This window comes from Novosphingobium sp. SG751A (assembly GCF_013149295.1).
GTDB lineage: Bacteria > Pseudomonadota > Alphaproteobacteria > Sphingomonadales > Sphingomonadaceae > Novosphingobium.
Genome location: NZ_JABGCB010000022.1, coordinates 1 through 23106, shown reverse-complemented (window position 1 = coordinate 23106; position 23106 = coordinate 1). Strand labels below are relative to the sequence as shown.

Here is a 23106-nt window from a genome sequence, read left to right as displayed (position 1 = left end):
TAAAATCATAATATTATGGAATAAATGGAATTTTATCGGATCTTGTTGAGATTTCATATAGTATGATTATAAATTAAGCAAAAGAACCATGGAGAGCATGTGATGAATTGGAAACATTGGGTCGGATCGGCCATGGTGGCGGCAACTCTGTCGGGCGCGGCGCAGGCCGCCACGGCCCGGCGTGAGGATGGCGGCAGGTTGGCCGACGGGCGCGCGGTCGAGGCGATCACGCTGGCCAATGGTCATGGGGTTTCGGCGCGCATTCTGGCCTATGGCGCCGCTCTGCAGAAATTCATGGCGCCCGACCGTCATGGCAAATCGGCGGATATCGTCATCGGCCTGCCCGACGCCGGGGCCTATGAGGCGCGCCAGTCCTTTTTCGGCGTTACGGTGGGGCGCTATGCCAACCGGATCGCGGGCGGCAAATTCACGCTGGACGGGCAGGCCTACCAACTCCCGCTCAATGACAGGGTCAACAGCCTGCACGGCGGCGGCAAGGGTTTCGACCGCCAGTTGTGGAAGGTGGAAAGCGTGACTTCGGGCAAGGTGGCCTCGGTGGTGCTGCGCCACATCAGCCCCGATGGCGATAGCGGCTATCCGGGCACGCTGGATGCGACGGTTACCTATTCGCTGGACGAGGCGGGCAATCTGACCATCGCCTTTGCCGCCAAAACCGATAAACCGACCATTGTGAACATGACCAATCACGCCTTGTTCAATCTGGCGGGCGAGGGCGGGCCGCGCGATGCCATGGACGAGATGCTGACCATTCCGGCTGCCTATTACACGCCGGTCAATGCCGCGCTGATCCCCACCGGGGAATTGCGCGCGGTGGCGGGCACCCCCTTTGATTTCCGCAAGGGGCGCGTGGTGGGTCAGGCCCTGCGCGACGGGCATGACGAGCAATTGGCGATCGCGCGCGGCTATGACCACAATTTCGCCATCGATGCGGGGCTGACCAAGGCGCCCAAGCTCTTGGCGCGTCTGGCCGACCGGGCCTCGGGCCGGGTGCTGGAAGTGCTTTCCACCGAGCCGGGGGTCCAGTTCTATACCGGCAATTTTATCGATGGCACGATGCTGGGCAAGAACCGCCACATCTATCGCATGGGCGACGGCATCGCGTTGGAGCCGCAGAAATTCCCCGATACGCCCAACCAGCCCGCCTTTGGTTCGGCGCGCATCGATGCGCAGCACCCCTATGCCCATACGATGATCTATCGCGTGTCGATGGCGAAATGAGCAGCAGATGGCGGCGCCGGGCGGGTGCCGCCATCCTCGCCTAAATCGAAAGGCCGATGTCCTCGAGCGCCAGCTCGATCAGCCGCACCATGGCGGCGCGGGCAGCGGCCGGATCGGCATCGGCAATCGCATCGAACAGCACGCGATGGTCGGGCACAGGATCGCGAGGCAATTTGCGCTTGCGCTGCTTGTAGATCGTGGTCCAGCGCACCGCTGCGCCGATCGAGCTGGCCAGCGAGATCAGCGAAGCATTGCGGGTCGCGCTCAGCAAGTTGCTGTGAAAGCTCTGGTCGGCGGCCTGTCCGGCCGCGGTGGCCAGACCGTGGCGCGCCATTTCCTCCAGCGCATGGCCCATTTGCGCCAGTTGCTGACCGGTGCGGCGGCGCGCGGCCAGTTCGGCGGCGGCCGGTTCGATCACCATGCGCAATTCGAACAGGTCGTCGATAAAACTCTGTGTCGGCTCGCCTTCAAAGGTCCAGGCCAGCACATCGGGGTCCAGCATATGCCAGCGCGAGGGATCGGTGATGCGCGTGCCCGTCTTGGGCTTGCTTTCCACCAGCCCCTTGGCGGCCAGAATGCGGATCGCCTCGCGATAGGCGGTGCGCGAGATGTTGTTTTGCTGGGCAAAATTTACTTCGCTGGACAGGATATGGCCGGGCGGATAATGGCCGGTGACAATGGCAATGCCCAAATCGCGGGCAATAGAGCCATGAATCCTCAGCGCCTTATCCACCCGTTCCGCTGCCTGATACTCCTGCACTGGCTTTTGCTTCACCGCCAAGGACCCTCCCGCAGGGCGCAGCCTATGGCGGTTTTCCTGCCTTTGTCCAGTGCGCCCCCGTCAGGCCTAGGTCAGCAGGAGGCGGCGCGCCGCGCCTTCGGGGTCGTTCTCCATCCGGCATTGGGTGTCAAACACCATGGTTTGGCAATGCGCCGGATCGCTGGGGCCCCATGCCAGCCCCGGCTGATCGGGCCTTCCGGTATGGGCAAAGGCGGCCCATGCACCGGCCATCTTGCGGGCAATGCTCTGGGCCTCGGGCGTGTTGCCGGTGGCCTGATCGCAGATTTTGGTGTTGTCGAAGCAAAAGGCCAGTTCGGCCGTATGCCATGCGCCCGCAATGCCGTCTAGGATCGGTGTCTGCCATTGAAACAGATATTGATAGGCTGGCGCCCCGCCCGCATCATGGTGCAGCTTGACCATGCGGTTCACATTGTTGCGCCCCGACAGGCCGCCCACGCCATAGGAAAGCGTGCGGATCGCCTTTTCCGGATGCGCCTTTTTCATGGCGGCGATCAGCGCATCGGCCTTGGCCCCGCCCAGCGCCTCAGCCAATTGCGCGCGCCATTCGGCCTCGCTGGGGTTGCGGCCAAGGCTGGTGCCTTCCTCGCTGACATTGCCGATGATGACGGGGATGTCGCGCGCGGCGGGCGGCGCCACATCGTGAAACGAGCGGCAGGTGATGTTGCGCATGTCCATCGTCGGCGCCCAGCCCACGCGCGGGGTCGGGCTGGCGCTGCCGCCCGGTTGCAGCACGCCGGGGCGCATCGGCCCATTGATCCGCGTGGCAACCGCATTGCCCGCCTCGAACAGCCTTTGCCACTCCATCTTCTGCAAGGCCGCCATGTCGCCCTGAGCCACGCCCAGTTCGCGCAAAACCTGCCGCGAGAAATCGCGCGACTGTTCGCCGGAAGGGATATTGCCCCCGCCGCCCGATTGCACGATTGCCCGGTGAAACAACCCCTTGGCCGCAGGCATGCCCATCAGCGTGGTCACTTTCGACCCGCCGCCCGATTGGCCATAGATCGTCACCCGGTCCGGGTCGCCGCTAAACGCGCGGATATTGTCGCGCACCCATTCCAGCGCAAAGACCAGATCGAGCATGCTGACATTGACGGAATCAGCATAGGCCTCGCCGCCAAATTCGGCCAGATCGAGAAAGCCCAGCACATTGAGCCGATGGTTGACCGACACCTGCACCACATCATGGTGCCGCGCCATCTGTGCCCCATCATGCGAGGCCAGCTCATAGGACGAGCCGAAGGAAAAACCCCCGCCGTGCAGATAGACCATCACCGGCTTCGACCCTGACAGCGATCCGGTCCAGATGTTGAGCTTGAGCATGTCCTCGCCCAGGAAACCGTCGGTCCATTGCTGGATGAACGTATGCTCGATGGCGCGGAAGCTGTGCAGCGTCTGCGGGCAATTGGCGCCGTAGGCGAGGGCAGGATATTCCCCCTCCCATGCCTTGGGCGGTTGGGGCCGCAGCCAGCGGTTGGCCCCGGCGGTGGTGTCGCCATAGGGCACGCCCTTGAAGGTGAACACGCCGTCGCTGACATAGCCGCGTACCTTACCATAGCGGGTGGGGACAATGGCGGAACGCGGGGTGGAACAATCGCCGCCGGTGTGGATGGCGGGGGCCTTTGCCGACGGTTTGGCGATGGCAGGCGAGGCGGCAAGGCTGATGCCAAGCCCGGTGGCGGCGGCCAGAGCGCCGCGCCGGTCGGTGATGATGCTGTCTGATGTGGTTTGGGTCATGATATCCTCTCCGGTCGGGCCATTATGCGCTTTGCGGCCTCTTGTGGATTTCAGGGCAGGCGGAAGGTCCAGCGTCCGGCATCGCTGTCGGGCGAAAAGCGCACCAGACGGGCCGTGCTGCGCCCCACGGCGGCCAGCACCAGCGGCGCGCGCGGATCGGGCGTGCCTCGCGGGATGATGCGATAGGTGCCGTCGGAAAGCTGGTCGATGCGCCAGAGCTGTTCGGACGCGCCGGTGAAAGCGGGCACGGTGATGACCTCGCCCGCAGGCGTCGCGGCCAGCGCGCGCTCGGTCCCGGCAATCGTGATCTTCACATAGGGCGCGCCCATATAGCCGCCAGCGCCGGGGGCCGGGCTGATGGTCCAATGCTGATGCGGGCGGACCATATAATCGCCCATGTCCACCGCGATTTGCCCCTTGGGCCAGACCTTGCTGTTTTCCTCCAGCGTCTGATCGGGCAGCGGCTTGTCCGGCCCATCGGCGGGATTGCGGAACCAGCTTTTGCGGAAATCGAAGGGCAGGCGCACCTCGTCCACCGCCAGTTCCAATGCGCCGCCGCGTTCGGACTGGATCTCATAGGTGCCCGGGCGCAGGTTCTCCTGACCCACCGGCCAGCCATTCTTCCAGATCAGCGGCAGGATGGCCAGCACGCTGCGGCCCGAACGGTCCATGTCGGCTTCCCAGTGGAAGGAGAATTTCTCCACCCCGTCGCCCAGATCGACCAGACCGAAATGGCCCGCGCCAAGGCCTCGCCCATGCGCACCCCACACCAGCTTGCCGCCGCCCTTCAGCATGGGCACGCCGAAATTGTCGACATAGGGGCCGAGCGGATTGCGTGAACGGCCCACGCGGATGTTATAGGTCGAATTCGGTCCGTCGCAGCAGGTGCCCTGTGTGCCGAGCAGATAATACCAGCCGTCGCGATACATCAGCGCGGTGGCTTCTAGGTCGATGGCAATGTCCACCGGCTGATTGCCTGCCACGCGCTGGCCCGTGGCGGGGTCGAGTTCGACCATGCGGATATAGCCGAAATAGGTGCCATAGCTGAGCCAGAGATGGCCATCGGCATAGAGGAAGGCCGGGTCGATGGCGTCACACGGTTCCTTGCCGTCGCTGGAGGCGACGATGCCCACGTCATGATAGGCAAAATCGGGCGATTTGGGATTGAGTGACTTGGTCCACATCACTTTGACATTGCTGGCATGGCCGCCGTTCATGCCCCCGCCGCCCACGGCATAAGCGACGTAATAGCGATCGCCAATCCTGATCGTGTCGGGCGCGACGCCGCCGCCGGGGCGCACGCCGCCCTTGTGCCATGTCCAGCCATCGGCCGACACCAGCCCGCCTTCGCCGGTGCCGAAGGTGTAATATTGGCCGTCCGAAAAGGCGATGGTCGAAGGGTCGTGGATAAAGGGCTCGCCCTCAAGCTGGGCCTTGGCGCCGCCTGCGGCCAGCGCGGCAAGGCAGAGTGCGGAGATCAGGTGTTTCTTCATGGTGGACCGTTCCGTGTAAAAGGAGGGCGGATCAGCGCGTGGCGATGCGCAGGTCGGTGATCGGGCGACCCGCATCATCGACAAAGCGAGCGCAGAAATCGCTGAGCCCCGGCCCGTTGATGATCGCGCCGCGCAGGATATTGCGCCCCTTGTGCAGCGTGACACGCGGCGAGACGGCATCATCCACCACCATCCGCCGGTCGCCGAACAGGGCGGCGGTTTCCGCACCGTTCAGCCACCACATTGAAGCCGAATTCGACCCCACCGCCAGATGCGCGTCGGCAATCTCGCGGTCGCTTTCGATAATGGTGGTGGCCCAGAAGATCACGCCATAGGTCGGTTTGCCGAGCCCTTGCGCCAGATAGAACAGTTTGGCGTCAAACAGGCCCGCGTCCAGCGCATGCCATTGCAGGCTTTGCCCGCCCATGGGTATCGTCTGTCCATCGCGCGGGATGGCAGTCGGGCCGCCGGGCAGAGCGGCCTTGGCAAAGGCGTCGCGCACATAGACGCTGGTAAAGCCCTGATTGCTGCGGTTGGGCTTGGCAATCGGCTCCAGCACCAGCCAGCGGCGCAGGAAACCGTCCTGATCGGGGCTGGCCGAGGGGGTGGTGACCGGGGCGAAATAGGGGGCAAGCGAGGCAGAAACCGGGGCGGCGCGGGCGCAGAGCGGGGCGAGCAGCAGCGAGGCCGCAAATGCGGCGGCGCAGGATATTCGTTTCATGGCAATCCTCTGGAAAGGGCTCTTTTATTGGTCTGATTAAATGCCAGAGAATCGATGGTTACGCTATCATTTTATGCGTTCAAAAATGGAATTCTAATGACTATTGAAAAATTTCTGGGCTTATTTCGGGATATTCAAACGCGATGAGCGTGGATTCCGAAGATATAAATAGTCTGATGATAAAAGAATTGTCCGCCTTGATGGCGGCAGAGGGAAAGGAGGTGGCAGGCCCCCTTTCCCGTGGAATCGCAATCAGCCCGGTCAGAAGCGGTTGATCAGGTTTTCCAGCCATTCCTGCCGCCCGGAAACCGGCTGGGGCGCCAGATTGTTGACCACGGCCATATCGGCAATCGAGGCCAGATCGCCTCCCTTGATGTTCTTGCCCAGATCACTGCTCCAACCGGCATAGCGTTCATTGCGGAAGGCATCGAGGCGGCCGTCCTTGATAATCGCCTCGGCGCGCAGCAGCGACCGGGCAATGACATCCACCCCGCCGATATGGCCATGCAGCAGATCCGCGGCATCTACCGACTGACGGCGCACCTTGGCGTCGAAATTGAAGCCGCCGGTGGTGAAGCCGCCCGCGCGCTCGATCTCGATACAGGCCAGCGTCAGTTCCTCGACCGAATTGGGGAACTGGTCGGTGTCCCAGCCATTCTGCGGATCGCCGCGATTGGCGTCGATCGAGCCAAGGATGCCCAGCGCCCCCGCCATGGCGATTTCATGCTCGAACGTATGGCCCGAAAGGGTGGCGTGGTTGGCCTCGATATTGACCTTCACCTCGCCCTCAAGGCCAAAGCGCTTGAGGAAGCCATACACGGTCTGGGTATCGAAATCATACTGGTGCTTGGTCGGCTCATGCGGCTTGGGCTCGATCAGGATCGTGCCGGTGAAGCCGATCTTGTGCTTGTGTTCGACCACCAGTTGCAGGAAGCGGCCGAAATTCTCCTGCTCCACCGCCAGATTGGTGTTGAGGATCGTGTCATAGCCTTCGCGCCCGCCCCACAGCACGTAATTTGCGCCGCCCAGACGATGCGTGGCCTCCAGTGCGTCGCGGACCTGGCTGGCGGCCCAGGCATAGACTTCCGGGCGCGGGCTGGTGGCGGCGCCCGCCAGATAGCGCGGGTGGCTGAACAGATTGGCCGTGCCCCACAGCAGCTTGCGGCCGTGCTTGGCCTGCAGTTCCTCCAGATGATCGACGGCCAGCGCGAAGCTCTTGCGGAAGGCACCGATGCTATCGGCAGGCGCCATCACGTCGACATCATGAAAGCAGTAGAAGGGCAGGTCGAGCTTTTCGACAAAGGCGAGGGCGGCCTCGCGCTTGGCGCGGGCGGCGGCCTCATCCTGCGGGCCCATCAGCCATGGGCGGTTGAATGTGCCCGCGCCGAACACATCGCTGCCCGGCCAGCAGAACGTGTGCCAGAAGCAGACTGCAAAGCGCAGATAGTCTTCCATCCGCTTGCCAAAGACCATGCGGTCCTTGTCATACCAGCGGTAGGCCAGATCGCTGGCGGCATCGGGGCCTTCATAGCGGACCGTGTCAAATTCGGCGAAATAAGCGGCAGACATCAAAATTTCTCCTGAAGTTGGCACAGCGCCCATGTGGCGCGTTGAAAACGTTGGCGTTGCGGGGCAAGGCGGGCGGCCAGATCGAGGTCCGGCTCGATGGCGGCGCGGGTCGGCGGGCGGGTACAGATGTCGGCCGGATCGCCGCCCATGCCCAATTGGGCCAGACGCGCCGCGCCCAGCGCCGGGCCGACTTCGCCGCCTTCGAGATAAAGCAGGCGCACGCCCAGCACGCTGGCCAGAATGTGGCCCCAATAGAGCGAGCGCGAACCGCCGCCGATCACGGCCAGTTCCTCGATCCTTGTGCCCGCCTCGCGCAGGGCGTCGATGCCGTCGGCATGGGCAAAACCCACGCCTTCCAGCACGGCGGCGGCAAGGCGCGCGGTGGTGGTCTCGTGGCTCAGTCCGACAAAGCCCGCGCGCAGATGCGGATCATTGTGCGGTGTGCGCTCGCCCGAAAGATAGGGCAGGAACAGTTCCGGCCCCGCGCATGGCCCTGCGCTTTCGGCCAAGGTGAAGAATTCCGCCGGGCCGGGTACCTGACAGGCCGATGCCGCCCAATCGATGCAGGAGGCGGCGGAGAGATGCACGCTCATCTGATGCCAGACGCCGGGCAGGGCATGGCAAAAGGCATGGACCGCGCGCGCCGGATTGGGCCGGAACGCGTCGCCCGCAACAAAGATCACGCCCGATGTGCCCAGCGAGAGCATGCCTTGCCCCTCGCCCGTCACGCCAACGCCCAGCGCGCCCGCGGCATTGTCGCCCGCGCCCGCCACCACAGGCACGGCCTCCATGCCCCATTGGGCTGCCACTTCGGAGCGCAGTTGGCCGGTGATCTCCGGCCCTTCATACAGGCGCGGCATATGATCGAGCGTCAGCCCGGTCGCGCCCAGCATTGCCTCCGACCAAGCGCGACGCGCCACATCGAGCCAAAGCGTCCCGGCGGCATCCGACATGTCGCTGGCCTTTTCTCCGGTCAGGGCCAGGCGGACATAATCCTTGGGTAGCAGCACTGTTTTGGTCGCGGCAAAGATCTCCGGCTCGTTCTCGCGCACCCAGAGCAGCTTGGGCGCGGTGAAGCCGGGCATGGCAATGTTGCCGGTGATCGCGCGGCTTTGCGGCTCGGCGGCTTCCAGCGCGGTGCATTGGGCATGGCTGCGCCCATCGTTCCACAGGATCGCGGGGCGCAAAGGGCGGTCATCCGCGCCCAGCAAGGTGGCGCCGTGCATTTGCCCGGCAAGGCCGATGGCCACCACCGCGCGACGCAATCCCGCATCCAGACCCAGCACCGCGCGATGCGTGGCATCCACCCAGTCATCGGGCGCCTGCTGCGACCATAATTCCTGCGGCCGCGAAACCGAGAGCGCTGCGCTGCATTGCGAGAGGACGCGCCCGTCGCTGGCGGTCACCACGGCTTTCACTCCGCTGGTGCCGATATCTATGCCCAGAAACATGGGGTCAGCGCGCCTGCAGCGGATCGATGGTCTGGATCGTGCCATCGGCGTTAAAGGTCAGCTCGGTCACCTTCACATTGCGCAGATGGTTTCTGTTCGAAAGCTGGGTGTCGGCATAGAACAGCCACCATTTACCGTTGGCCTGAATGATCGAATGATGGGTGGTCCAGCCCTGAACCGGTTTCAGGATATGGCCGGTGTATTTGAACGGGCCATAGGGATTGTCGCCGATCGCGTAATTCAGGAAATGCGTGTCGCCGGTCGAATAGGAATAGTAATATTTGCCGCCGCGCTTGAACATCCATGATGCCTCAAAGAAGCGCCGCTCATGGTCGCCGGTCAGGACGGGTTTGCCGTTTTCGTCCAGGATCACCGCATCGCGCGGCTTTTCGGCAAAGCTCTTCATGTCCGCGCCCATGCGCACCACCTTGCCCGACAGGGCGGGCTGGTCATCCTTGCCAAGGTCGGTGTCCGAACCATTGGGGTCAAACTTGCCGCTGGCCCAGCGCTGAAGCTGGCCGCCCCAGATGCCGCCGAAATACATATAGCTCTTGCCGTCTGTGTCGGTGAAGACGGCCGGGTCCATCGAATAGCTGCCTGCGATGGATTTTGGTTCGGCCTTGAACGGCCCCATCGGGCTTTTCGATGTGGCCACGCCGATGCGGAAGGTGCCCAGGCCGTTCTTGTCCCTGGCCTTGTCGCGCGCGGGGAAGTACAGGTAATAGGTGCCGTTCCTGTAGGCCGCGTCGGGCGCCCACATCTGTTGGCTGGCCCAGGGCACATTCTTCACATCCAGCGCCACCGGCCCGATCGTCACCTTGCCGCCGATACGGTCCATGCGCAGCACGCGATAGTCGCGCATCGCATATTGGTTGCCCAGATCATCGTCGGGGATGGGCGTTGGGATGTCATGCGAGGGATAGACATAGATCTTGCCGCCAAAGACATGGGCCGAAGGGTCGGCGGTATAGATGCTGCTGACCAGCGGTTGGTCGCGAAAACCGGTGGCCGGGCTCCCGGGGGCATTTTCGGCGCCAAAGGCGTGAGCAGGCAGCAGCGCGGCCAGCACAGCGGCAGCGCCAAGGGTGGAAATCTTTCCCTTCACGTTCGACATCCTCATTTGCTGTGGCCCTCTTGAGGCGGGCCATCACGATGATTCTTTGATAGCGCTATCGTTGGGCGTCATCAATCAAAAATCGCCATTCGACGCAGACTAATTTGCAGGAGGAGGTGGTGGACTGCGCGTTTTTCCTTTGATAAATGATAGCGCAAACATTGGAGAGAGCCATGCCCGGAAAGTCCAGATTGCTGTTTTGCCTTGGCCTGTTGGCCGTCGGCGCCCCGGCATGGGCGCAAAATGCGCCCGATGCCCTGTCCTTGGGTGATAAAGGCTATTACGAGGCGGCGGGGGTCAATGTGCTGGCCTTTTCCAATTGGTATGACGGGCTGTTTGCCGATTCCAAGATCAGCGGCATCGAGATTATCCAGCAGGGTCTGCGCAATGCCACCAATGGCGATGTGCGCCTTTCGGCCACGCCGGGCCAGTGGGACCCGATCGGCGCCATGGTCACGCGCAAGGTGGACCGCGCGGCGGGCGTGATCGAAACGCGCCTGCGCTATGCCGATTACGATTGGGCCTATACGATCCGCGCGCAGCAGCAGGGCGATGCCGTGGTGGTCAGCATCCTGCTCGACCGTCCGCTTCCCGATGCATTGGCGGGCAAGGCCGGGTTCAATCTGGAATTCCTGCCCTCGGCCTATTCCCATCATGCCTTTATGGCCGATGGTGTGGCGAGCACTTTCCCGCTCCACCCGGTCAGCGCCATGGTTCAGACCGATCAGCGCAATGCCGCCAGCGGGCGCAGCGAAGGGCCGGGGGCCGAACCCCTGCCCATGGCCAACGGGCGTGATTTCGTCCTTGCGCCCGAGGATCCGGCGCGACGGGTGAGGATCACGGGCGATGCGCCCATCATGCTCTATGATGGCCGCAATCAGGCGCAGAACGGCTGGTTCGTGCTGCGCTCGCTGCTGCCTGCGGGCAAAAGCGGGACGGTGCTGACATGGGCTATCCGGCCCCAGACCAGCCCCGGATGGCTGCGCCGCCCGGTGATCGCCCATTCCCAGCTCGGCTATGCGCCTGCGGCCTCGAAACTGGCCACGGTGGAACTGGATGCGCAGGACCAACGCCGCCTGCCGCTGCGCCTGCTGCGCATTGGGGCAGATGGCGTGCAAACCATCGTGCGGTCCGAGCAGCCTCGCGAATGGGGCGATTATCTGCGCTATCACTATCTGCAGATGGACTTCAGCGAAGTGAAGCAGTCGGGCCTGTATCAACTGGAATATGGTGATGTGCGCACCGCGCCTTTTCGCATTGCCGATGATGTCTATGCCGATGCCTGGCATGCCACCAATGATGTCTATTTCCCGGTGGCGATGGATCACGTTTCGGTGAACGAGGCCTATCGCGTGTGGCATGGTGATTCCCATCGCGATGATGCGCGGCAGGCTCCGGTCAATCACGAGCATATCGACCTGTATCGGCAGGGGCCGACCACCGACACGCCTTTTCAGCCGGGACAGCCTATTGCGGGGCTGAATGTGGGCGGATGGTTCGATGCGGGCGATTTCGACATCCGCACCCAGTCGCAATATCAGGTGGTGCGCTCGCTGGCCGCCGCGCGCGAGCGTTTCGGGCTGGATCGCGACACGGTCAGCGTGGATGAGGCGCGGCGCCATGTCGAGATCCATGTGCCCGACGGGCGGCCCGATGTGGTGCAGCAGGTGGCCCATGGCACGCTGCAATTGCTGGCCCAGTTTGATGCGGTGGGCCATGCGATCCACGGTATTGTCGAACCCGATGTGGCGCAATACACGCATCTGGGCGATGCGGTGAACAAGACCGATGGTCTGCCCTATGATCCGGCGCTCAAACCCGGCGAGATGCGCGATGGGCGCAGCGGCACGCCCGACGATCGCTGGGCCTTTACCAGCAAGGTTTCGGCGCTCAATTATGGCTCGATCGCCGCGCTGGCGGCGGCCGGCAGGGTGCTCAAGGGGCAGGATGATGCGCTCTCGGCCAAGGCTTTGGCCACCGCCGAGCGCATTTGGCAGGAGGAGCAGTCCCACGCGCCCGATCTCTTCTCGCATGGCAACACCACGGGCGGCCCGCTGGATTGGGAGAAATTTGCCGCGGCCGTAGAATTGCTCAAGACCACGCGCAAAAAAGCCTATGCCGATGCCGTGATGGAACTGTGGCCCAAGGTGGCCCGGGCCTTTGCCCCCAATGCGCAGACGGCGGTGGCGGCGCTGCCCTATATGCCGGCGGCCTATCGCCGGGCGATGATCCCCGCCGTGCGCCAGTGGAAAGAGGAGAGCGACCGCATCGCCCGCACCAATCCCTTTGGCGTGCCGATCACGACCGGGGGGTGGGCCGGGTCCGGCACGGTCATGGCCTATGCGCTGGTGGCCGATGCGCTGCATGGAGCTTTTCCCGAAATCGTTGGGCGCGATGCGGTCTGGCGAGGGGTGGCCTTCATCACCGGCCATCATCCCGGCTCGGACATCTCCTTCGTCTCGGGCGTGGGCACGGTGTCCAAGGAGGTGGCCTATGGCAACAACCGGGCCGACTTTTCCTATATCGCGGGGGGCGTGGTGCCGGGCGTGTTGATCATCAAGCCCGACTTTCCCGAAAACCACGAGGACTGGCCCTTTTTCTGGGGCGAGAATGAATATGTCGTGCCCGAAGGGGCGGCCTGGATCGAACTGGTCAATGCCGCCAACCGCCTGCGCGCGAAGGAGTGAGACCGGGCGCTCAAGATGGCTTTCAAAAAGGCTGAACCTTACTTAAAGGATCTTGTCAGATAGCGGGTAGAAAGGTTTGGCATGGCAAGGTCTGATCGTTCCGGTGGAGGCGCCACGATCATCGACGTTGCCCGCCTTGCGGGTGTTTCGGCGATGACGGTTTCGCGCGTCATCAATGGCCGGGAAGGCGTGCGGTCCGAAACGCGCGAGGCGGTGGAAAAGGCGATCCGGGAATTGTCTTATACGCCCAATGTCGCCGCGCGCAGTCTGGTCACCTCCACCGAGCTGCAAGTGGGGGTGATCTATTCCAACCCCAGCGCCGCCTTTATGAGCGAGTTTCTGACCGGCATTTTCGAGGAGGCCTCCATTCGCGGCGCCCGCCTCTCGCTGCTCAAGGGCGAGGCGGGCAAGGCGCCGGGGCCTGAGGCGCTCGAACAATTCGCTGCGGCGGGGCTTTCGGGCTTTATCCTTGCCCCGCCGCTGGGCGAATCGCGCAAGATCCTCTCGGTGCTTGAGCCGTTGGGGCGGCCCATTGCGGCGGTGGGGGCCTACAAGATTTCGGACGCGCTCTGTGTACGGATCGACAATCACCGCGCCGCCTATGAAATGACGCATCACCTGCTCGATCTGGGCCACCGTCGGCTGGGCTTTATTCTGGGCAACCCCGATCAGGCCGCCAGCGCCGAGCGCATGGCCGGATTCTATGCCGCCGTGCGTGAAATCGGCGGGGTCGAGGTGCGGGTGGCGCAGGGCGATTTCAGCTATACTTCGGGTCTTGCCGCAGGCGAGCTGTTGCTGGACGCGCCATCGCCGCCCACGGCCATTTTCGCCAGCAACGACGATATGGCCGCCGCCGTGGTGTCGGTGGCGCACCGCCGCCAGATCGATGTCCCCGGCGCGCTGACGGTGGTGGGGTTTGACGATACGGCCGCCGCCGTCACCCTGTGGCCGACCTTGACCACAGTGCATCAGCCGCTGCGCCGTCTGGCCGCCGAGGCGCTGGCCTATGTGGCGCAGGAGGCCGGCCCGGCCCTGTTGAGGCCGGGCGCGGTCAGCGACTGTGTGCTCGATCATTCAATCGTCTATCGCGATTCCACCGCGCGCATTTCGGTGGCGGAGCCGGACTGATCGGGCGCATCATCCTGCGCCTCATAGCGGAACCAGGCGAAATCGGCATGACGCCCCGCGCCCGACAGATCCTGACACGCCATGGCGACAAAGGCGCCGGTGAAATTGGGATAGCCGGGCAGCGAGACCTCATCGGAAAGCACGCTGACATCAAGTCTTTGCGGCGCCCATTCCCATGCATCCGCACCTTTCGCCCGCCAGCCGAAGCGCAGCCATTGGTGGTCCACTTCGGCGCATAATTCGATCGGCCCGGCGGGCAGTTCGGGCGCGACCAGACTGTCATGCGCGCCTATGCCGGGAATGGCCGACATGATCCGCAATTCGCGCCCGCCCGTATCGCGGGTCAGGTGGAGATAGTAGAATTTCGTGCTGTTGTAATAGCATACCAGTCCGGCATTCTGCTGGAAATGGGCCGGATCGAAATCGATGCAGGTGGAGGCCGTAAAGCGGAAATGCTGAAAGCGGCGCGCGACAAGCGCCTGCTCGAAATGGCTCTTGATCGATTCCCGCCCATAAAGCCGCAGCCAATGCGGGCGCGCATCAAGGCTCCACAATCGCCCGCTGTCGGGGCTGCGCAGCCATTGCAGATCGTCGGGCAGGGGGCCGGGCGCAAATTGGCCGTCCCATGGCTGCTCCGGCCAGGGGCATGGCGGCAGGGAGGGCAATGGTGGATTGGGGGCCGGCTGCGCGCCGGGCGTCATGCTGCGCAGCCAGCCATCCTCGTCCCAGCGCATCGGCTGGATCGCCGTTTCGCGTCCCAGCGGACAGCGCGCCAGTCCGGGCAGAGGCCGTCCGCAGAGATAGGCCAGCCACGGACTGCCATCCTCCAGTTCGACCAGATCGCCATGGCCCGCGCGGGTGATCGCGCCTTCCTGCCGCCCCGCCGCCGTCAGCACAGCGCCGTCAGGGTGGGTTTCATAAGGCCCGCCGATCGAGCGGCTGCGCGCCATGACCACGGCATGGTTCCATCCCGTGCCGCCTTCGGCCACGAGAAGGTGATACCAGCCATCGCGTTTGTAGAGATGCGGCCCTTCGGTAAAGCCGCGCTCCGTGCCGCGATAGATCAGCCGCCGCTCGCCCTTCAGACGCAGCGTTTCCTTGTCGATTTCCTGTAGCACGATGCCGCCGAAACGGCCCCGGTCGGGCCGGTGGTCCCACAGCATGTTGAGCAGCCAGCAGCGCCCGTCATCATCATGGAACAGCGCAGGATCAAACCCGCTGCTGTTGAGATGGACCGGATCGGACCATGGCCCATCAATGCTGGGCGCGACGACCAGATAATTGTGAAAATCGCGCATCGAGGCGCCATGCGCCCCGTTCACCGTGGTCAGGCCGTAGCGCTTTACATCGGTATAGACCAGCCAGAAGCGCCCGTCGGCATAAGTCAGATCAGGCGCCCATACGCCGCAGGAATCGGGATTGCCGCGCATGTCGAGCTGGCTGGCGCGGGAAAGCGGGCGGCTGGCCAGGCGCCAGTGGACCAGATCGCGGCTGTGGTGGATTTGAACGCCGGGAAACCATTCGAAGGTGGAGGTTGCGATATAGAAATCCCGGCCCACGCGCAGGATGGACGGATCGGGGTTGAAACCGCGCAACACGGGATTGGCAAAGCTGTTCATGATGGCTTGCGTACCAAAGTCCAGAGCAGCCCGGCGCCAAGCAGATCAAGGCAGCCAAGCAGCATGAAAAACGGGGAATAGCCGAGCCGGTCAACCAGACTGCCCAGCAGGAGCGAAAAGATCAGCACACCCAGATTGGCCGAAAGACCGGCAAAACCGGCCGCCGTGCCAACCTCGTTGCGGGGAAACAGGTCGGAGGCCATGGTGATGATGGTGACCGACAGCGTCTGATGTGCGAAACCGGCAAGGCACAGCAGCGCCACGGCTGCATAGGGATTGGCGACAAGGCCGACAAAACCGATGCCCGTCATCATCAGCGCGCCCAGCGTAAAGGTGAGGCGGCGCGCATCGATCAGGGTTACGCCGCGCCGCTGCAATTGGCTGGCCACCGCCGGGCCGAACAGGCAGCCCAGATCCGCGGCCAGAAAGGGCAACCAGCCGAACAGCGCCAGATGGGCCATGTCAAACCCGCGCTCGCGCGCGAGATAAAGCGGCAGCCACAGCGAAAGCATGCCCCACACCGGATCGGCCAACAGGCGCGGCAGGGCGATGCCCCACAGATTGCGGCGCGCCAGTAGCCGGCGAATAGGGGGGGGCGGCGCGTCTGACTGCAGATGCTCTTCCTGTCCTTCGGCAATGGCGGCGCGTTCCTGCGCGCTGACGCCGCGATGGCGGCCCAGCGGCGCATACCAGCGCAGCCAGAGCAGCGACCACACCAGTCCCAGCGCCCCCGCCACGGCAAAGGCCAGTCGCCAACTGCCCGCATAGACCGCCCATGCCACCAGCGGAGGCGCCAGCACCGCGCCGAGCGAGGCACCGATATTGTAGATGCCGCCCGCAAGGCCCCGCTCGCGCGCGGGAAACCATTCGGCTACCAGCTTTTGCCCGGCAGGCTGGGCCGAACCTTCGGTAAAGCCCAGAACGAGGCGCAGCGCAGCAAAGCTGACCCAGCCGCGTGCCAGCATATGGCCTAGCGTGATGATGGACCAGCCAATCGCAAACAGCGCAAAACCCAGCTTCAGTCCCAACCGGTCCAGCACAAAGCCCGCGATCGGTTGCAGCATGACGCCCAATTGCATGGCGCCGGTGATCCATCCGTATTGGGCATTGGATATGCCCTGCTGCGCCAGCACGACAGGCGCGGCCACGCCCATGACCGAACGCGCGAGATAGTTGATGATCATCGCGCCCACAAACAGGGCGAGCACCAGCCAGCGCGTTTTGCGCCATGCCGATTTGCGGAGCAGGGCGGGAATCACGGCCTTGGCCGCTCTGCTGTCAGATTGATTGATAACGTAAACATAAAATCCCTCAGTTCCCCTCGTTTCCACCCATTATATGGCGATATCGCTTTCCCTTATCGAGAGATTTTTCCAAAATACAACGCCAAATTCGCCTGGTTGACAGCCATAAATTTGCGCGGTACGAATAATGTTAACGTTAACTAGCTTGGGGTGTCAAGAGAGGCTGGAATATCCATTCTCACGGCGCCCCGCACAACGTTCGTCCAATATTCATCAGCAAAAAATAAATGACTTGGAGGGGTACATGAGCCTGAAAAGAGCGAAGCGTCACAATACACTCTTGTGCGGCACGGCCTTGCGCATGGCGGCGCTGGCGATCGGCCTGTCGCCGGTTGCGGCTATGGCCGATCAGCAGGCGGCCCCGGCCGCGCCTTCCGATTCGGCGCCCGATGCGGCCAAAGGCGACCGCGAGATCATCGTCACCGGCACCCGCATCACCGCCAGCGGCTTCAAGGCGCCCACGCCCACGACTATTCTCGATGCCACCAGCCTTGCCGCCAATGCGCAGCCCAATGTCTTTACCACCATTGCGCAATTGCCCTCGCTTCAGGGCTCGACCGGCACCCAGGTCAACACGTTCAGCACCTCGAGCGGTCAGCAAGGGCTCAGTTCCTTCTCGCTGCGCGGCGTGGGCGCCATCCGCACGCTGACCCTGCTGGATGGACAGCGCGTGGTGGGCGCCAATGTCACCGGCGTTCCTGATATCAGCCTGTTTCCGCAATTGCTGCTCCAACGGGTCGATGTGGTCAATGGCGGCGCATCGGCCTCCTATGGTTCGGACGCGGTGGGCGGCGTGGTCAATTTCATCACCGACGCGCATTTCAAGGGGCTGAAGGGCAATGTGCAGGGCGGCATCACCACCTATGGCGATGATGCGCAATATCAGGTGCAGCTGGCCGGAGGCACCAGCTTTCTTCAGGACCGCCTGCACGTGGTCGGCAGCGTGGAATACAGCAATGAGGCCGGCATCGGCGGCGGGGATTTCGGCATCGGGCTGGCCAATGGCCGCGACTGGTTTGCCCAGACGACGCAGATCAACCGCGGTGTGCTGAATGACGGATCGCCGCAATATGTGGTGCGCGATCTGGCCCAGTCGATCTCTTTCACCAAATACGGCCTGATCACGGCGGGCCCGCTGCAGGGCATCGCCTTTGACGCGCGCGGCAATCCGTTTCAGTTCCAATACGGCTCGGGCGGCGTGCCCCAGCGTGATGCGGCGGGCACGGTGTCGGGCTGCTATCCGGGCTTTTGCCTTGGCGGCGATCTGTCGGGCAATGTCGATACTGGCCGTTCGCTGCAATCCAGCATCGAGCGCTTGAACACCTATGGCCGGGTGGGCTTTGAACTCGACAATCGCAACGAGATCTATCTGACCGTCAATGTCGGCAAGGTGAACACCCATAACCAGCCGGTCAACGGGATGAACAAGCCGGGCCTGACCATCCAGTGCGCAAACCCCTTCGTGCCTGCGCTGGTGCAGAATGCCTGCACCAATGCCGGGATCACCAGCTTCCGCTTTGGCACCAGCAATGCCGCGCTGGGCAATACGCAGGTCTATACCGAAAGGCGCCAGTATCGCTTTGTGCTGGGCGGCAAGGGGACCTTCACGCTGGCGGGCAAGGACTGGAAATACGACATCTATGGCGAGCATGGCACCAATTACAGCGATGTGGACGTGCGCAACATCCTGCTGACTTCGCGCTTCAATCAGGCGATTGACGCGATCACGCTGAATGGCGCGATTGTATGCCGCGATCCGGTGGCGCGGGCCAATGGGTGCCAACCGCTCAACATTCTGGGCGGACAGCCTTCGGCGGCGGCGCTGGCCTATGTCGTGCCGCAATATGGCCCCTATCAGCGCACCCGCCAGACGCAGGATGTGGCCAGCATCAGCTTTTCCGGCTCGCCGGTGGAACTGTGGGCGGGGCCGCTCTCCATCGCCTTTGGCGGCGAATTCCGCCATGAATTCTATCGTGTGGCCGCCGATCCCTATGGCGCGGGCTTTGCCAATACGCCCGCCGGGGGCAATTATCCGGCCGATCCGGTTCTGGTGGCCGGGGGCAACAACTGGTATGCGGGCAATTACAAGAATGGCGGCGGCGCCTATAGCGTGAAGGAAGGCTTTTTCGAGGCCAACCTGCCGGTCATCAACTCCGACGCCATGGGCCATGCCAGCGTCAATGGCGCGGTGCGCGTCACCAATTACAGCACATCGGGCACGGTCACGGCGTGGAAGGTGGGCGGCACATGGGATTTGCCCATCGATGGCCTGCGGCTGCGCGGGGTGACATCGCGCGATGTGCGCGCGCCCAACCTGTCGGAAATGTTTGCCGCGCCCGTCACCACGACGCTGCCCAATTTCTTCGATCCCTTCCACAACACGACCACGCTGGTGATTCAGAGCGTGGTGGGCAATCCCAATCTGAAGCCGGAAATCGCGCGCAACACCACCTTTGGCGCGGCGCTGGCCAATCCGTCGTGGATGCCGGGGCTCAACATCTCGTTCGACTATTACAAGCTCAAGCTCAATGGCGTGATCTCCTCGATCAGCGCCAATGACATGGTGCAATATTGCTATCAGAACGTGCTGCCCCAGACCTGCAATTCCTTCAACCTGAACAATCCGGCGGGCGGGAATTACATCAATGTCCAGCCCTTCAACCTCGCCTCGATCCGCACTGAGGGCTTTGACATCGAGGCCAGCTATCGCTGGCGCAACCCGCTGGGTCTGCCGGGCAATTTCACGCTGCGCGCGCTGGCCACCCATGTCATCAACTATATCACCGACACCGGCCTGCCGGGCACGATCCCCATCGACAGCGCCGGGTCCAATCTGGGCAACACGCCGCATTGGAAATGGCTGGCGGTGCAAAGCTATGACAATGACAGGTTCTCGCTGATGGTGCAGGAGCGCTGGTTCAGCGACGGCACCTTTGCCAACAATTACGTGGTGTGCAGCGCCGGCAGTTGCCCTGTCTCGACCGCCAACAACCCCACCATCGACCAGAATTTCATGCCGGGCGCCTTCTATCTGGACCTGGGCGGATCGGTGAACATCACCAAGGCGATCACCGCCTATTTCAAGGTGGACAATGTGACCAACCATTCGCCCGCACGCAATTACATCTTCAACAATCCCGCGCTTTATGACCAGATCGGGCGGGTGTTCCGCGCGGGCGTGCGTTTCAAATACTGACGATCCGATATCCGGCCTGCCCCTCCTCTCTTCGGGCCGGATCACGCGGCGGGCGAGCCGGTTTCCGCCCGCCAAAAGGCGCCATGGCGTAAAGGTTTGCCGTCCTTTGCGTCATGGCGTCCTTTTGGGTTTAGGGATTGCCCGGAGCGTAGGGAAAGGTCAGCGCCTTGTACCAGTCCAGATCATGCGCGGGCGGTGCGCTGCCCGCGGGCAGGAGCAGGTGGTTGAGCGATTGCCAATAGGCGATCGAGGCATCGCGCCACAATTGCGCATCACGGCGCTGGATGGTCAGAAACACACGGGTTTTTTCAAACCTTTCGGCATCCACGTCTGGTTTCAGCGCATCCCATTGGACCTGCATGGTTTCCACCCCGGCGACGCCCCGATCATATTGGCGCACCAGATCATCCCAAAGCGTGGCCCCATCCTTCATGCGATACGTCCATGGCAGATGGTGAAACCACAGCAGATCCCTGTCATCGGTGGTTTCGGGCCGGGCCAGTCTGGCCGTGATGGCGGGCGCATATTGGGCGATGGCCTTGCTGCCCGATGCGGTGCGGTCAAAGCCGATGCCTTGCGTATCGGCGCGATTGTAATAGACCGGGTTCCATTCCGGCCGGGCCAGCGTGTTCACCCATGGGCCGGGGCCGTAATGGCCATAGACGCTCATCTGATGGGCCAGACCCAGCGGGGTCATGTAATCCACCGCCACCTCGCGCGAGGGCATCATGATTGCGGTGATGGCGTCCACCACCTTGGGCGCGGCCGAGAAGGTCTGCGCCGCCCATTCGCGCGCGATGCTTTCGGGCGAAAGGTCGGGATCCCACGCCAGACGGCCAAAGGCATACCAGTCCGCCTGATTGAAAATCGAGCCCGACCAGTCGCGGTTCGCGCCTATATTGGCCACGCCCGCAATGCCTGTCAGACGGTGCGCATCAAGCGATCCATCCACCACCCGCGCCACGGTGGAGCCTGCGCCCTTGGCTCCTGTATCGGCCTGCAAGGCTTCGGAAAACAGTGGGCCGAGGTAGGTCAGATGCGTCGATTGGCCCAGATACTCCTTGGTAATCTGCACTTCCATCATCAGATTGGTGCGCGGCATGGCGCCAAACAGCGGATGAAACGGTTCGCGCGGCTGGAAATCGATGGCGCCGTTTTTGACCTGCACCAGCACATTGTCGGCAAACTGGCCGTCCAGCGGCTTGAAATCATTATAGGCCTGTTTGGCGCGATCCTCCGGATTGTCATGGGCATAGACAAATGCGCGCCACATCACCACCCCGCCATGGGGGCGCAGCGCATCGGCCAGCATATTGGCGCCCTGCGCATGGGTGCGGTGGTAATCGGCCGGGCCGGGCTGCCCCTCGCTGTTGGCCTTGACCAGAAAACCCCCGAAATCGGGGATGGCGCGATAGATTTCGTCGGCCTTGGCCCGCCACCATGCGGCCACCGCCGGATCGAGCGGATCGGCCGTCTTCAGCCCGCCCAGTTCGATGGGCGCGGACCAGCGCGCCGAGAGATAAACCTTGATCCCCCATGGCCGGAACACATCGGCCAGCGCCGCCGCCTTGGCGATATAGGGCGCGGTCAGGCTGTCGGCCTTGGCGTTGACATTGTTGAGCACGGCGCCATTGATCCCGACTGAGGCATTGGCCCGCGCATATTCGGTATAGATCGGATCGCGCCAGTCGGGCAGCCGCCACCAGTCCCAGATCGAGGACCCGGCATAGCCGCGTTCGACCGTGCCATCCAGATTGTCCCAGTGGTCGAGCACGCGCAGGGCGATCCGGGGCGAGGAAACCACATTCAGCCGGGCCAGATCCGCCTCGCTATGAGCAAGCCGCAGGTAATGAAATACGCCGTAGAGCAGACCCAGATCGGTTTTGGCCGCGATCTGTGTGTCTATGCGGGCGCCTATCTTGCGGCTGGAGAGGGCGAAACCCTCGGCGCCCAGACGGTCATAGCGGGCGGGCCATGAACCCTCGGCGGGCGTTATCAGACGGATCGGGCCTTGGGCGCCCTGCGGCGCAAGGCCGCGCTTCAACTCGGCAATGGCCAGTTTGAGCTGCGGCCTGTCTTGTGCATCAGGCGCGGTAATCGTAATTGCGCGGTCGGGCGCGCTGGTGGCCGGGGGATAGCGCAGCCAAAGCTGATGGCCGTCTTCGGCGCGGGCGATGGTGGGCATGGCCATGGCGGACAGCGTCATGGCGGACAGGGCGGCGCTCAGGCCAAGGGGCATACGAAGGATCATGAAAGAGCCTGCATGTTTCAACAAGGAGGATGAGCAAAATGACGCCGCATGACCTTGGCCATGCCGTCAGGCTTTGCTCTCTCGGGCATTAGATAGCGCTATCATAGCGCGGTTGCCAGCATCTTCTTCCACCGTCCGGATTGCTGTTTCGCCATGGCATCTGCAGGGAGGGGGAGGTGGTCCCGGAACCCCGTTGTTCCCGATCAGGATGCCGTTCCAATAAATCTCAGCGCTTGCCAGACCGGTGAAAGATGCGGCCGGAGGGGGGCCGACCGCGGGGGATGTTCGCCGTCGAAGGAGCGGGCATAGCCCGTTTGCCCACGATCACCGTGCGGCGCAACCTTGCCTGCGGGCGCCTTGTCCGTTTGCTGGCCGATTATCAATGCGTCGAACCATCGGGCGATAAATCCAGCATCTGGGTGCTGCACAGCGGTCAGGATATGCCCTATCGGGTGCGTATCTTCATGGATCATCTGAAGGCGCAGATCCCGGCAGCGCGGCAGGCGATCTATAATTCCTGAGCGCGATTGCCGTCCCCCACGCCCGGCTGAGGCGGCTCGACGACGCTTATCTCGGTGCTGTCAAACAGCCTGCAGGACTTCCTTCTTGCGCCCGGACCGGTTTATTCTTCCAAGAAGCCCAGGCTGATACATGGACGGCACACCGGAGCGTTTGATAGGGGAAGGTAGGCCGGACGAGAGCTATGTCGTCTGTGGACGCCCCAAAAGAAGCAAGCGTTAAATGAGATCTGGCACGTAGTCAGGTGCTCTCGTCTGTCCGGCCTCTGGATGCAGCATT

At 63.1% G+C, this 23106-nt stretch carries 15 protein-coding genes; 5 read left to right on the top strand and 10 right to left on the bottom strand.

Annotated features, from left to right (window positions below):
- Positions 1–102 precede the first annotated feature (102 nt).
- Positions 103–1239 carry an aldose epimerase family protein gene (locus FHW96_RS22190; protein WP_172342755.1) on the top strand — a complete coding sequence of 379 codons (1137 nt, stop codon included), beginning with the start codon at positions 103–105 and terminating at the stop codon, positions 1237–1239.
- A 40-nt stretch (positions 1240–1279) separates the two neighbouring features.
- On the opposite strand, the gene FHW96_RS22185 is transcribed toward FHW96_RS22190, so the two are convergent.
- The 7 genes from FHW96_RS22185 to FHW96_RS22155 form a co-directional block, all read right to left on the bottom strand.
- Positions 1280–2014: a FadR/GntR family transcriptional regulator gene (locus tag FHW96_RS22185; RefSeq protein WP_371815788.1), complete on the bottom strand. Its 735-nt coding sequence runs from the start codon at positions 2012–2014 to the stop codon at positions 1280–1282.
- Between the two features lie 72 nt (positions 2015–2086).
- Complete coding sequence (locus tag FHW96_RS22180; protein WP_172342753.1) at positions 2087–3775, bottom strand: carboxylesterase/lipase family protein; 1689 nt, start codon at positions 3773–3775, stop codon at positions 2087–2089.
- Positions 3776–3825: 50 nt separating this feature from the next.
- The gene (locus tag FHW96_RS22175) at positions 3826–5268 is read right to left on the bottom strand and encodes a family 43 glycosylhydrolase (RefSeq protein ID WP_172342752.1); all 1443 of its coding nucleotides are present in this window, start codon (positions 5266–5268) and stop codon (positions 3826–3828) included.
- Between the two features lie 31 nt (positions 5269–5299).
- A complete protein-coding gene (locus tag FHW96_RS22170) occupies positions 5300–5989 on the bottom strand; it encodes an acetylxylan esterase (RefSeq protein WP_172342751.1) in 690 nt (229 codons plus the stop codon).
- A 261-nt stretch (positions 5990–6250) separates the two neighbouring features.
- Positions 6251–7558, bottom strand: coding sequence for a xylose isomerase (xylA, locus tag FHW96_RS22165; RefSeq protein ID WP_172342750.1), 1308 nt, complete (start codon positions 7556–7558; stop codon positions 6251–6253).
- The gene (gene xylB, locus FHW96_RS22160) at positions 7558–9009 is read right to left on the bottom strand and encodes a xylulokinase (RefSeq protein WP_172342749.1); all 1452 of its coding nucleotides are present in this window, start codon (positions 9007–9009) and stop codon (positions 7558–7560) included. Before xylB ends, xylA begins: the two co-directional genes overlap by 1 nt.
- 4 nt (positions 9010–9013) lie before the next feature.
- Complete coding sequence (locus FHW96_RS22155; RefSeq protein WP_371815787.1) at positions 9014–10114, bottom strand: glycoside hydrolase family 43 protein; 1101 nt, start codon at positions 10112–10114, stop codon at positions 9014–9016.
- A 182-nt stretch (positions 10115–10296) separates the two neighbouring features.
- Here FHW96_RS22155 and FHW96_RS22150 point away from each other — a divergent pair, with 182 nt between their 5' ends.
- Together FHW96_RS22150 and FHW96_RS22145 are read left to right on the top strand one after the other, a co-directional pair.
- On the top strand, positions 10297–12810 hold the full coding sequence (locus FHW96_RS22150; protein WP_172342747.1) for a glycoside hydrolase family 9 protein: 2514 nt from the start codon (positions 10297–10299) through the stop codon (positions 12808–12810).
- A gap of 81 nt (positions 12811–12891) precedes the next feature.
- Complete coding sequence (locus FHW96_RS22145; RefSeq protein ID WP_172342746.1) at positions 12892–13938, top strand: LacI family DNA-binding transcriptional regulator; 1047 nt, start codon at positions 12892–12894, stop codon at positions 13936–13938.
- On the opposite strand, the gene FHW96_RS22140 is transcribed toward FHW96_RS22145, so the two are convergent.
- Positions 13893–15557: a glycoside hydrolase family 43 protein gene (locus FHW96_RS22140; RefSeq protein WP_172342745.1), complete on the bottom strand. Its 1665-nt coding sequence runs from the start codon at positions 15555–15557 to the stop codon at positions 13893–13895. The two genes, FHW96_RS22145 and FHW96_RS22140, sit on opposite strands and share 46 nt — an antisense overlap.
- Positions 15554–16816 (bottom strand): MFS transporter, encoded by a 1263-nt coding sequence (locus FHW96_RS22135; protein WP_371815786.1) that lies wholly within the window; start codon positions 16814–16816, stop codon positions 15554–15556. Before FHW96_RS22135 ends, FHW96_RS22140 begins: the two co-directional genes overlap by 4 nt.
- A 289-nt stretch (positions 16817–17105) precedes the next feature.
- Between FHW96_RS22135 and FHW96_RS22130 the strand changes: the two genes are divergently transcribed.
- Complete coding sequence (locus FHW96_RS22130) at positions 17106–20057, top strand: TonB-dependent siderophore receptor (protein ID WP_172342744.1); 2952 nt, start codon at positions 17106–17108, stop codon at positions 20055–20057.
- Positions 20058–20187: 130 nt separating this feature from the next.
- Here the strand turns inward: FHW96_RS22130 and FHW96_RS22125 are convergent, their stop codons facing one another.
- Positions 20188–22263 (bottom strand): alpha-glucuronidase family glycosyl hydrolase, encoded by a 2076-nt coding sequence (locus FHW96_RS22125; RefSeq protein ID WP_253951153.1) that lies wholly within the window; start codon positions 22261–22263, stop codon positions 20188–20190.
- A 326-nt stretch (positions 22264–22589) separates the two neighbouring features.
- On the opposite strand from FHW96_RS22125, the gene FHW96_RS22120 reads away from it, so the two are divergent.
- Entirely contained in the window at positions 22590–22829 is a 240-nt protein-coding gene (locus tag FHW96_RS22120) for a hypothetical protein (RefSeq protein ID WP_172342743.1), read from the top strand.
- Positions 22830–23106: the final 277 nt, after the last annotated feature.